Origin of the sequence: Ruminococcus sp. J1101004sp1_RTP21198st1_B9_RTP21198_201120, assembly GCF_040924245.1 — a bacterium.
GTDB classification, from domain to species: Bacteria; Bacillota; Clostridia; order Lachnospirales; family Lachnospiraceae; genus Blautia_A; species Blautia_A faecis.
Map to the genome: position 1 here is coordinate 32,725 of NZ_JBCOMI010000012.1, position 11,411 is coordinate 44,135.

Here is an 11,411-nt window from a genome sequence, read left to right on the forward strand (position 1 = left end):
CTGAGATATGGGACCAAAATGGGATGCGGGAAGTGATATATTATGAAAGAAGCCATCTACAGCTGGATCAAATGCCTTGCCATATTTTATATTCTGTTGACTATGCTCATCCATCTGGTGCCTACCGGGAAATATCAGCGTTATGTGCGTTTTTTTATGGGACTTTTGCTGATGGTTATGCTGATCACTCCCATGCTTTCCATTCTGGAAAAAGCTAAGACACTGCCGGAAAGCTTTTCCAGCCTTTACCAGCAGGAAGAAAAAAAGCGGCTCACTCTTGATCTGGAAAATCTTCAGAAAAGCCTTCTGGAAAAAGGTGTGAAGGAGCAGCTTGAGAAAAATATTCCGGAATCTTTGAAAAAGAAAGGCATAGAAGTGACGGCATGCAAAGTACATATAGAAGGGGAGCTGTTAAAAGTCTGCCTGTGGACGAAGGAGGTGCCAGATGGAGAGCTTGAGAGGGGGATAAAAGATGAACTTGCAGCAAACTGGGGAATCAGGGAAGAAAACTGTGAAGTCCTTGCTTGGGAAAATGGGAAGCAGACAATGGGTGATTCTTCTCCTTTTGGGACTTCTGCTTACGGTAATTGCACTTCCGGTATCCGATAAAAAGGATAGCTCCCCGGAAGTAAAAAGCAGTTCCTTTTTTTCAGCTTCTTCTGAGAAAAATACAGATGCAGAACGGACAGTTCTGGAGAAAAAACTGGAAGATCTTTTATCCCAGACAGAAGGAGTGGGAAAAGTGCGGGTGCTCCTTATGACGGGGGAAGAAAAAGACAGCAGCAGTTTCTACGATTCCGGAAATCAGGCGGTGACCGGAGTGCTGATCGCGGCGGAAGGAGCAGATAATTCTGTGGTTTCCAGGAATATTGTAGAAGGAGTTATGGCATTATTTCAGCTGGATGCCCATAAAATTAAAGTAATGAAAATGAAATGAGGAGAGGTAAAGTGAAAAAGATTCTGAAAAAGAACCAGGTAATCATTACTTCACTGGCGGTTCTGATCGCAGTTGCAGGATACCTGAATTTTGCAGATGTAGATCTTGGCCTGAAAAATAAGGAGGCAAGCGCGGACAGCAGCAGTATTCTGGAGGATGTAGACTATGATCTGACCGATGAAACAGCCCTTCTGGATGAGAACGGGGCGGATAGCAGCCTTACGGATGTGCAGGATCAGACCACCAGCACGCCGGGGGAAGCTGTACTTACTGCGGCTTCTGATTTTGCGGCCCAGGCCAAACTTTCCAGAGAACAGATCCGTTCCCAGAATAAAGCAGACCTGCAGGCTATTATTAACAACCAGGATCTGGGAGATGACCAGAAGCAGGAGGCTGTGAGCACAATGGTTTCCATGGCGGATCTGACGGAAAAAGAGTCGGCAGCAGAACTTCTTCTGGAAGCCAAAGGCTTCGAAAATGTGATCGTAAACCTTACCGGAGAAACGGCAGATGTGGTGGTTCCGGAAGCAGATCTGACAGATGCAAAACGGGCTCAGATTGAAGACATTGTGAAAAGAAAAACGGGAATTGCGCCGGAAAATATTGTGATCACGCCGTTAAATGAAAGCGAGGAAGAACTGGTAAATAAAGATGAATCACTGGAGACTTCCGTGGATATTGATGATGATACTACAGTAAATCCGTGATAATACTACAGTAAATCCATGATATACCCCCTTGACAGTGCAGCAGTCCTTATACTAGAATAGGAATGCTGCAAAAATGTAAGAATACACGCTCTAGAGCGTGTCTGAAATAGAGAATTCAAATAGGAGGCTAAACGTGTCGAAGTATACGAAAGAAATAGAAAAAAGAAGAACCTTTGCCATCATTTCCCACCCGGATGCAGGTAAGACTACTCTGACTGAGAAATTCCTGCTGTATGGCGGAGCCATTAATCTGGCCGGTAGTGTTAAAGGAAAGGCAACGGCCCGCCATGCAGTATCGGATTGGATGGAAATTGAGAAGGAGAGAGGTATTTCCGTTACTTCTTCCGTATTGCAGTTTCATTATGACGGTTACTGCATCAACATTCTGGATACTCCTGGACATCAGGATTTCTCAGAGGATACTTATCGTACCCTGATGGCTGCAGATTCTGCAGTTATGGTAATTGACGGGTCCAAGGGTGTTGAGGCACAGACCAGAAAGCTGTTCAAGGTCTGCGTTATGAGACACATTCCTATTTTTACTTTTATCAATAAAATGGACCGTGATGCCAACGATACCTTTGATCTTCTTGACGAGATCGAAAAAGAGCTTGGAATCGCAACCTGTCCTATTAACTGGCCAATCGGTTCCGGTAAGAAATTCCGCGGTGTTTACGACCGCAACACGAATAAGATCCTTACTTTCACAGATACCCAGAAAGGTACCAAGGAGGGAACTATTGAGGAAATCGATCTGGATTCTCCTCATGCACTTGAGGTTATGGATCCGGAGCAGAAAGAACAGCTTCTGGAGGAAATCGAGCTTCTGGATGGCGCAAGTGCCGAGTTCGATCAGGAGATGGTAAGTAAGGGAGAACTGACTCCTGTGTTCTTTGGATCCGCTCTTACCAATTTTGGTGTTGAGACTTTCCTGGAGCATTTCCTGAAGATGACTACGTCACCTCTTCCAAGAATGGCAGACTCAGGTCTTGTTGATCCTATGAGCGATGATTTTTCTGCTTTTGTATTTAAGATTCAGGCAAATATGAATAAGGCTCACCGTGACAGAATTGCATTTATGCGTATCTGCTCCGGCAAATTCGATGCCTCCCAGGAGGTTTATCATGTACAGGGGGATAAGAAGATGAGACTTCTTCAGCCCCAGCAGATGATGGCTGAGTCACGCCATGTAGTTGAGGAGGCTTATGCAGGAGATATTATCGGTGTATTTGATCCCGGTATTTTCTCTATTGGAGATACGATCTGTACGCCTGGAAAAAAATTTGCATTTGAGGGCATTCCTACATTTGCACCGGAGCACTTTGCAAGGGTAAGACTTCTGGATACCATGAAGAGAAAGCAGTTTGTAAAGGGAATTAACCAGATCGCACAGGAAGGTGCCATCCAGATTTTCCAGGAGCTTTACGGAAATATGGAAGAGATCATTGTGGGCGTTGTTGGTGTGCTCCAGTTTGATGTTTTGAAATATCGTCTGGAGAACGAGTATAATGTGGAAATTCGTCTGGAAAATCTGCCATATGAGCACATCAGATGGATTGCGAACAAGGATGAGATTCAGGTGGACAAGATCGTCGGAACTTCTGACATGAAGAAGGTTACAGATCTGAAAGGCAATCCGTTGCTTCTGTTTATCAATGCATGGAGTGTGGGCATGACAGAAGACAGAAATCCGGATTTAATATTAACAGAATTCAGTAAATAACTCTTTTCATTTTTGACGCATTTTGCTATAATTAAAGAAAGTCTCGGATAGAAATAGAACTGCGCAGATGCGTGGGATAGTCCGTTTCGTGTAAATACGCCGTAAGGCAGATTTGACGCTGGCCTCGGGGAAAGATGCGAATTTTCCGGCAGCCGGCAGATTAAACCTAGGAGGTTTGTAAGCATGGCAGAGAAGAGAACAACATATAAAATACAGGATATTGAGGGAATCGGTGAGGTTCAGATCGCAGATGAGGTCGTTACTATTATCGCCGGACTTGCCGCTACAGAAGTAGACGGAGTCGCCTCCATGGCAGGTAATATTACCAATGAGCTGGTAAGCAAGCTTGGAATGAAGAATCTCTCCAAGGGAGTTAAGGTTGAAATTGTTGACAGTGTGGTAAGCGTTGACCTTACCCTGAATATTGAATATGGCATGAATATCCTTGAGACCAGCAAGAAGGTTCAGGAGAAAGTAAAAGCAGCCATTGAGAACATGACAGGACTTGAGGTTGCAGATGTCAATATTCATATTGCAAGCGTAGATATGGAGAATGAAAAAAGCAAGTAAACGAAAAAAGGAAAGTAAACCTTTCCTTTTTTTTCTATGAATGTCTGCGTGAGCTGGCATTTCTTTGCAGGGATTTTCGGGAGTTACAGATAGTAGGAGGAAACATGAGAAGAAGGGAACAGAGAGAACATATTTTTAAGCTGCTTTTTATCAGCGAGTTTAATACACAGAAAGAAATGGAAGAGCAGCTGGCTTTATATTTAGCTGATATTGAGAATCTGGAAGAGAGCGACCGGGACTATATCAGCCGCAAATATATGAACATTATGAACCACACAGATGAGCTTGATGAGAAGCTGAACAGCATCAGTATGGGATGGAAGACAAGCCGTATGAACCGTGTTGATCTGACAGTTCTTCGTCTGGCTGTGTATGAGCTTGAATATGAGAAAGAGGAAGTGCCGGTAGGAGTTGCCATCAATGAGGCTGTAGAACTGGCGAAATGCTTCGGTTCTGAAGAGTCCGGTGCATTCGTAAACGGAATCCTTGGAAAGATTGCCAACCCGGATAAGAAGGTTGCTGCAAGAAAGGCATCTTCTAAGAAAGAAGAACAGACCTCTGCAAGACCGAAATCCGGTTTCAAGGTAAAGGATCCTTCCAAAAAGGTGGTAGTTGTTAACCGCAATGTAAGCTCTAGGGCACCGGAAAATAAAAATGAATAATGTCTATTCTGTTGGTCAGGTAAACCGCTATGTGAAGAACATGTTTACCCAGGACTATTTTTTACAGAATATTTATGTAAAGGGAGAGGTATCCAACTGTAAATACCACTCCACAGGACACATCTATTTTACCTTGAAGGACGAAGGCGGCACACTGAAATGCGTTATGTTCGCAGGTTCCAGAAGAGGTCTTGCTTTCCGCATGAAAGACGGAGACAAGGTGATAGCCGGGGGCAGAGTAGATGTTTATGAAAGAGATGGCGCATATCAGTTCTATGCGAAGGAGATTACTTTAGAGGGAGCTGGTGCGCTTTATGAAAGATACCTGGCGTTGAAGCAGGAGCTGGAGGATATGGGAATGTTTGCACAGGAGTACAAGCAGCCCATACCGGAATTTGCCCACAGAGTGGGGATTGTCACATCTCCTACAGGTGCTGCGATTCGGGATATTATCAACGTTTCCACCCGAAGAAATCCTTTTATCCAGAGTATTCTTTACCCGGCACTTGTGCAGGGAGAGGGAGCAGCGGCCAGTATTGTACGTGGTATCCGCATGCTGGACGAGGCAAGCGTGGATGTGATCATTGTAGGCCGGGGCGGTGGTTCTATCGAGGAACTATGGGCTTTTAACGAAGAAGAGGTGGCAAGGGCGATTTTTGAGTGCCATACACCTGTAATTTCTGCAGTGGGACATGAGACTGACTTTACCATCGCGGATTTTGTGGCGGATCTTCGTGCCCCTACACCTTCAGCAGCGGCAGAACTCGCCTATTTTGACTGCCGGACTCTTTTAAATTCCATGCAAGGGTATCAAGAACGGCTGGAACGGGCAGTGTGGAATAAAATTGACGTAAACAGGGCAAAACTGGAAAGATATGGAACACGTCTTCAGTATCTGAATCCAGAGAGCCGTCTGCGTGACCGTCAGCAGTATGCGGCAGATGTGCAGGAACGAATCCAGTCTGCCATGGAACAAAAGATAAAAGATAAAAGACACAGACTGTCCCTCTATCTGGAAAGGTTTCACGGTCTTTCTCCTCTTCGGAAGCTGAATCAGGGTTACTCCTACGTTTCTGATAAGGAAGGAAAGACATTGACAAGCGTTTCACAGGTAAAACAAGGGGATGGTCTGCTGATTTATGTTACAGATGGTACAATAGAGGCGTCTGTACAGAATACAAAAGCCAGCAGTTACGGAGCAGATACAGACAGTGAAAAATAAAGTCAGCATGCAGATCGTGCATAGCTAGTAAAAGACTTCTGTGCACAATGTGTGCAGCAATAAAGACGGAGGTGCGGAAGGATGGCTGATGAGAAAAAAGAAGAGAAAACTCTGGAGGAGGCTTTTTCAGAGCTGGATGTTCTGGCGGGAAGACTGGAAGACCGTGAGACCTCCCTGGAAGATTCATTTCGCCTTTATAAACAGGGAATGGAGCTTCTGAAATATTGTAATGATAAGCTTGATACTGTTGAGAAAAAAATGCTGCAGATGAATGAGGATGGTAGCCTTGGTGAATTTTCAAGATGAATTAAAAAAAAGAACAGAAGAAATTAATAAAGTGATCCAGTCTTATCTTCCTGCAGAGGAAGGTTTTGCGAAGACTATGGCACAGGCAATGAATTACAGTATTCTGGCAGGAGGAAAGCGCCTTCGCCCTATGCTGATCCTGGAAACCTTAAGGCTGTTTGGAGGAGAAGAGAAGCTGGCATATCCTTTTATGGCAGCAATGGAGATGATTCATACCCATTCACTGGTCCATGATGATCTTCCGGCTCTTGATAATGACGATTACCGGAGAGGACGTCTTACTACTCATAAAGTTTATGGGGAAGCTATGGGGGTTCTTAGCGGTGTGGCACTTCTCAATTATGCTTATGAAGTGATGCTTACAGCTTTTGACACGGCAGATACACCAGATTGTCAGGCACATGTGATTCAGGCACTGAAGGTAATGTCCCATAAGACCGGACTTTACGGAATGCTTGGCGGACAGAGTGTGGATGTGGAAAATGACGGCAAGCCTATGAGCCGTGAGATGATTGATTATATTTATGAGAATAAGACTTCTGCACTTATTGAAGCCTCTGTGATGACAGGCGCAATTCTTGGAGGTGCCACGGAAGAAGAGACTGCTATAGTAGAAAAAGCAGCAAAAAATATCGGCCTTGCGTTCCAAATCCAGGATGATATCCTGGATGTGACCAGCACCGAGGAAGAGCTGGGTAAGCCAATTCACAGTGATGAGAAGAACCATAAGACTACTTATGTGACACTTATGGGAATTGAGAAAGCATCACAGCAGGTGAAGAAGCTGTCAGATGAGGCAGTTACTTTGTTTGAAGGACTGAATAAGAAAAATGAATTCCTGTTTACTCTGGTGAACGAGCTGGTGGGACGCAGGAAGTGAAAGAAGGATACAAATGATTCTGGATAAAATAAAAAAGCCCAACGATATTCACAAAATTCCTCTGGCTGAATTTCCGCAGCTGGCAGAAGAAATACGAAGCTTTTTGATTGAATCCGTCAGCAGGACAGGAGGACATCTGGCATCCAATCTTGGAGTGGTAGAACTTACACTGGCACTGCATAATGTACTGGATTTTCCAGATGACAAGCTGATTTGGGATGTAGGCCATCAGGCATACACTCATAAGATCCTCACCGGACGAAAAGGTGAATTTGAGACCCTGCGCAAGGAAGGCGGACTGAGTGGTTTTCCAAAAAGAGGGGAGAGCAATTGCGACTCTTTTGACGCGGGACATAGCTCAGATTCTATTTCTGCAGGCCTTGGTTATGTGCATGCAAGGGATCTTCTTGGAGAGAATTATCATGTGGTTTCTGTGATCGGCGATGGTGCGCTTACAGGCGGTATGGCTTATGAGGCGCTGAATAATGCAGCCGAATTGGATACCAATTTTATAATTGTTTTAAATGACAATAATATGTCAATCTCTCCAAATGTAGGAGGAATGTCAAATTATCTCAGTGCGATCCGTACTGCAGAAGCATACACCGGAATGAAAATGAGCTTGAATAAGGCGGTAAAAAAGATTCCCCGTGTGGGAACCGCTATGGTGGATGCTGTGAGAAGGACGAAAAGCAGCATTAAGCAGCTTTTTATTCCGGGAATGCTCTTTGAAAATATGGGCCTGACCTATCTTGGACCGGTGGACGGGCATAATATGCGCCAGATGATGCGTCTTTTTAATGAGGCAAAGCGTGTGAAGGGACCGGTTGTGGTTCATGTTCTTACAGAAAAGGGACGTGGCTATGAACCTGCAAGACAGAATCCGGATATGTTTCATGGAATCGGACCGTTTGACATCAAGACTGGAAAGCCAACCCAGAAGAAGGTCTGTCCGGGTTATACAGATGTGTTTGCAGATGCTTTGTGCCAGGTGGCAGCAGAAGAAGAGAAGCTGGTTGCCATTACAGCTGCCATGCCTGATGGTACCGGGCTGAAAAAGTTTTCCCAGAGATTTCCAGACCGGTTCTTTGATGTGGGAATTGCAGAAGAGCATGCAGTTTCCTTTGCAGCCGGACTGGCACTTGGCGGAGTAGTCCCGGTGGTTGCCATTTATTCCTCCTTTTTGCAAAGAGCTGTGGATCAGATGCTTCACGATGTGTGCATGCAGAAGCTTCATGTGATCTTTGCAGTGGACAGGGCAGGTCTTGTTGGAGCAGATGGTGAGACACATCAGGGCAATTTTGACATTTCCTATCTCAGCATGATGCCTGGAATGACAGTGATGGCACCGAAGAATGACTGGGAGTTAAAGGAAATGCTTCGCTTTGCTGTGAAAGCGGATGGCCCGGTAGCAATCCGTTACCCAAGAGGTAATGCATATCAGGGGCTGCAGGAATATCAGACAGCTGTGGAGATGGGGAAAAGTGAAGTCCTTCACAGCGGTTGTAAGGTAGCAGTTCTGGCACTTGGAAGCATGGTGGAGATCTGTGCAGAGGTCTGCAGTGAATTACAGAAGGAAGGAATTGATTCTACCTTTGTAAATGTCAGATTTGTAAAGCCATTAGATACAGCTTTGCTGGATCAGCTGGCGCGGAATCACAGCCTGGTGGTAACAGTAGAAGAAAATGTGCAAAATGGTGGCTTTGGACAGCAGGTATGCGGTTATATGGAAGAACATCATCCTGGTATCCAGGTGCTGCCAGTGGCTATTCCGGATCGTTTTGTGCCTCATGGAGGTGTGGACAGTCTTAGGGTACAGCTGGGGCTTAGCGCCAATGCCATTGCAGAGAAGATAAAGAAAATTTCAGGTAACTATTCAGAAGGAATAAGAGAATGAAGAAACGATTGGATATGATGCTGGTGGAGCGCGCTCTTGCACCTTCCAGAGAAAAAGCAAAAGCATATATCATGGCCGGACAGGTTTATGTAGATGGTCAGAAGGAAGATAAAGCAGGCTCCATGTTTACTGAAACGGTGAAAGTGGAAGTCAGAGGAAACACCCTTCCATATGTAAGCCGCGGCGGCCTGAAGCTTGAAAAAGCAATGAATGAATTTGATGTAAGTCTTGAGGGGAAGGTGTGCATGGATGTAGGCGCCTCTACAGGCGGTTTTACAGACTGTATGCTTCAGAATGGCGGTGTGAAGGTATATTCTATTGATGTGGGATATGGCCAGCTGGACTGGAAGCTTCGCAACGACCCAAGAGTTGTGTGTATGGAGAAAACCAACATTCGCTATGTGGTACCGGAGGATATCCAGGAGAAACCTGCATTTTCCTCTATTGATGTTTCCTTTATTTCCCTGACCAAGGTACTGGGACCTGTGCGAAATCTTCTTACAGAGGATGGCGAAATCGTCTGCCTGATAAAACCCCAGTTTGAGGCTGGCAGGGAAAAGGTGGGAAAGAAAGGGGTTGTCCGTGATCCTGCTGTACACGAGGAAGTGATAGAGAAGGTGAGGGATTTCGCCATGAGTATTTCCCTCGAGCCATGCCATCTTTCTTTTTCTCCTATCAAAGGACCAGAGGGAAATATTGAATATCTTCTGCATCTGAAGAAAAGACTGGAGGGAACGGAGGTTCCGGACAGTCTTACTGTGAAAGTGGAGGATGTGGTTGCACAGGCACACGGAGCATTGGATAAACCGGCAGAAAAATAGTATGCAGTTGAATGCTGTTGCTTACAGGGGCAGTAAACAGATACAGGACTTTGGTATGAATAAGTTTTATATTATAACCAACAATGAAAAAGATAAAAATCTGGAATTTACAGACCGGGTAGTGGATTATCTTGGAAAAAGAGGCGGACACTGTGAAGTTCAGCTTGCAGGAAGACAGACTGCAGGTCCGTTCCACTATACGGATCCAAGAAAGATTCCGGAAGAAACACAGTGCATTATCGTACTTGGCGGTGATGGAACCCTTCTTCAGGCTGCCAGAGACATTCAGGCGGCTCACGATAAGAAGCGCAGTCAGATTCCCCTTCTGGGAGTCAATCTTGGAAATCTGGGCTTTCTGGCTGAGGTGGACAGGCAGTCTGTATACCAGGCTCTTGACAAGCTTACGGAGGATGTCTACGAGGTGGAAGAGAGAATGATGCTCTCCGGGACTGTTTACCGGGGAGACAAGGTCATCGGCAAGGATATTGCCTTAAATGACATTGTAATTGCAAGGGAAGGTCCCCTTCGTGTTGTAAGATTTAAAAATTTTGTCAATGACGAATATCTGAACTCTTATAACGCTGATGGAATTATTATTTCCACACCTACAGGTTCGACAGGATACAGCCTTTCTGTTGGCGGTCCTATTGTTTCACCAAGTGGAGAGATGACGATTATGACACCGATCGCGCCACACACTCTGAACAGCCGAAGCATTGTTTTCCCAGCGGAGGATGTGATCACGGTGGAAATGGGAGAGGGACGTCACCAGGATTGTGAAAAAGGACTGGCTTCTTTTGATGGGGATTCTGAAATTCCAATGATCACAGGAGATAAGATTGTGATCCGAAAGGCAGAGGTGAAAACCAGGATTTTGAAGCTGAATCATCTTAGTTTTGTTGAAGTGTTGAGACAAAAAATGAGGGATAGCTGATTTTTATTAATGTATCAGAATACAAATATTATTATAAGTATTGATCATGGTATGGGAATTTTATTGATAATATCATTTTCAGAATGCGTTGCAAAGGTTCATTCAGAGCTTGTTTGAAAAAGGGGTATTGTAAGTGACAGCCTTTTTTAACAGACTTCAGGGCAGAAAATCTTTGCAGGGGAGGTTAAGAAGTGAAATTAGCAAGACATGAGAAAATTATCGAACTGATAAAAGAATATGACATAGATACACAGGAAGAGCTTGCAGCCAGATTGAATGAAGCCGGTTTTAAGGTGACACAGGCTACGGTTTCACGAGATATCCGTGCACTGAAAATGACCAAGGTTGCAGGAAAAGACGGGAAATCCCGCTATGCCATCCTGCAGGATACACAGCCAGGGCTTGGGGACCAGTATACAAGAGTGTTAAATGATGCGGTTGTGTCCATTGAGGTTGGACAGAATCTGGTAGTGATCAAAACAGTTACCGGAATGGCAATGGGAGTTGCCACCGCCCTGGATGCCTTGAAATGGCCGGAAATCCTGGGCTGTATTGCAGGAGATGACACGATTATGTGTGCCTGCAAGAGCTCTGAGCTGGCGGAGGGCGTCATGGAGAAGCTGGGCAGTATTTTGAACAGAAGATAAAAATGAAAACAGTTTGCATGACCGGAATTTTCAATCAGGGTTCAGAGCTGACTGAGAACATAAAGTGGATCGGGCAGGGATTTCCTGCTCGATTGTTGCTAT

At 45.0% G+C, this 11,411-nt stretch carries 13 protein-coding genes; all 13 read left to right on the plus strand.

Going from position 1 to position 11,411, the window contains the following annotated elements; translation table 11 throughout:
• The first annotated feature begins 42 nt into the window (after nt 1-42).
• The 13 genes from AB5618_RS09855 (at nt 43) to argR (ending at nt 11,309) form a co-directional block, all read left to right on the plus strand.
• Nucleotides 43-609, plus strand: coding sequence for a stage III sporulation protein AF (locus tag AB5618_RS09855; RefSeq protein ID WP_368366718.1), 567 nt, complete (start codon nt 43-45; stop codon nt 607-609).
• A complete protein-coding gene (locus AB5618_RS09860) occupies nt 566-937 on the plus strand; it encodes a hypothetical protein (RefSeq protein ID WP_226815050.1) in 372 nt (123 codons plus the stop codon). Before AB5618_RS09855 ends, AB5618_RS09860 begins: the two co-directional genes overlap by 44 nt.
• 11 nt (nt 938-948) lie before the next feature.
• Nucleotides 949-1,644 (plus strand): SpoIIIAH-like family protein, encoded by a 696-nt coding sequence (locus AB5618_RS09865; RefSeq protein WP_118581034.1) that lies wholly within the window; start codon nt 949-951, stop codon nt 1,642-1,644.
• A 136-nt stretch (nt 1,645-1,780) separates the two neighbouring features.
• Nucleotides 1,781-3,370, plus strand: coding sequence for a peptide chain release factor 3 (locus tag AB5618_RS09870; RefSeq protein WP_118581031.1), 1,590 nt, complete (start codon nt 1,781-1,783; stop codon nt 3,368-3,370).
• A 183-nt stretch (nt 3,371-3,553) separates the two neighbouring features.
• The gene (locus tag AB5618_RS09875; protein ID WP_118581028.1) at nt 3,554-3,940 is read left to right on the plus strand and encodes an Asp23/Gls24 family envelope stress response protein; all 387 of its coding nucleotides are present in this window, start codon (nt 3,554-3,556) and stop codon (nt 3,938-3,940) included.
• A gap of 104 nt (nt 3,941-4,044) precedes the next feature.
• Nucleotides 4,045-4,602 carry a transcription antitermination factor NusB gene (gene nusB / locus AB5618_RS09880; protein WP_118581025.1) on the plus strand — a complete coding sequence of 186 codons (558 nt, stop codon included), beginning with the start codon at nt 4,045-4,047 and terminating at the stop codon, nt 4,600-4,602.
• Nucleotides 4,595-5,824: an exodeoxyribonuclease VII large subunit gene (gene xseA, locus AB5618_RS09885; protein WP_173715646.1), complete on the plus strand. Its 1,230-nt coding sequence runs from the start codon at nt 4,595-4,597 to the stop codon at nt 5,822-5,824. Before nusB ends, xseA begins: the two co-directional genes overlap by 8 nt.
• Nucleotides 5,825-5,905: 81 nt before the next feature.
• A complete protein-coding gene (xseB, locus tag AB5618_RS09890; protein WP_118581019.1) occupies nt 5,906-6,130 on the plus strand; it encodes an exodeoxyribonuclease VII small subunit in 225 nt (74 codons plus the stop codon).
• Complete coding sequence (locus AB5618_RS09895) at nt 6,114-7,010, plus strand: polyprenyl synthetase family protein (protein WP_173715691.1); 897 nt, start codon at nt 6,114-6,116, stop codon at nt 7,008-7,010. The genes xseB and AB5618_RS09895 overlap by 17 nt, the downstream gene beginning before the upstream one ends.
• A gap of 13 nt (nt 7,011-7,023) precedes the next feature.
• On the plus strand, nt 7,024-8,907 hold the full coding sequence (gene dxs, locus AB5618_RS09900) for a 1-deoxy-D-xylulose-5-phosphate synthase (protein ID WP_173715645.1): 1,884 nt from the start codon (nt 7,024-7,026) through the stop codon (nt 8,905-8,907).
• The gene (locus tag AB5618_RS09905) at nt 8,904-9,728 is read left to right on the plus strand and encodes a TlyA family RNA methyltransferase (protein WP_173715644.1); all 825 of its coding nucleotides are present in this window, start codon (nt 8,904-8,906) and stop codon (nt 9,726-9,728) included. The genes dxs and AB5618_RS09905 overlap by 4 nt, the downstream gene beginning before the upstream one ends.
• Before the next feature lie 55 nt (nt 9,729-9,783).
• A complete protein-coding gene (locus AB5618_RS09910; RefSeq protein WP_118581099.1) occupies nt 9,784-10,662 on the plus strand; it encodes an NAD(+)/NADH kinase in 879 nt (292 codons plus the stop codon).
• Nucleotides 10,663-10,853: 191 nt separating this feature from the next.
• A complete protein-coding gene (argR, locus tag AB5618_RS09915) occupies nt 10,854-11,309 on the plus strand; it encodes an arginine repressor (RefSeq protein ID WP_118581008.1) in 456 nt (151 codons plus the stop codon).
• The last annotated feature ends 102 nt before the right edge of the window (nt 11,310-11,411 follow it).

What these genes read in the sequence shown, in the direction of transcription:
- dxs (WP_173715645.1), top strand. Translation starts at nt 7,024, where the DNA reads ATGATTCTGGATAAAATAAAAAAGCCCAACGATATTCACAAAATTCCT.
- AB5618_RS09910 (WP_118581099.1), top strand. Translation starts at nt 9,784, where the DNA reads ATGAATAAGTTTTATATTATAACCAACAATGAAAAAGATAAAAATCTG.
- AB5618_RS09855 (WP_368366718.1), top strand. Translation starts at nt 43, where the DNA reads ATGAAAGAAGCCATCTACAGCTGGATCAAATGCCTTGCCATATTTTAT.
- AB5618_RS09905 (WP_173715644.1), top strand. Translation starts at nt 8,904, where the DNA reads ATGAAGAAACGATTGGATATGATGCTGGTGGAGCGCGCTCTTGCACCT.
- xseA (WP_173715646.1), top strand. Translation starts at nt 4,595, where the DNA reads ATGAATAATGTCTATTCTGTTGGTCAGGTAAACCGCTATGTGAAGAAC.
- xseB (WP_118581019.1), top strand. Translation starts at nt 5,906, where the DNA reads ATGGCTGATGAGAAAAAAGAAGAGAAAACTCTGGAGGAGGCTTTTTCA.
- nusB (WP_118581025.1), top strand. Translation starts at nt 4,045, where the DNA reads ATGAGAAGAAGGGAACAGAGAGAACATATTTTTAAGCTGCTTTTTATC.
- AB5618_RS09875 (WP_118581028.1), top strand. Translation starts at nt 3,554, where the DNA reads ATGGCAGAGAAGAGAACAACATATAAAATACAGGATATTGAGGGAATC.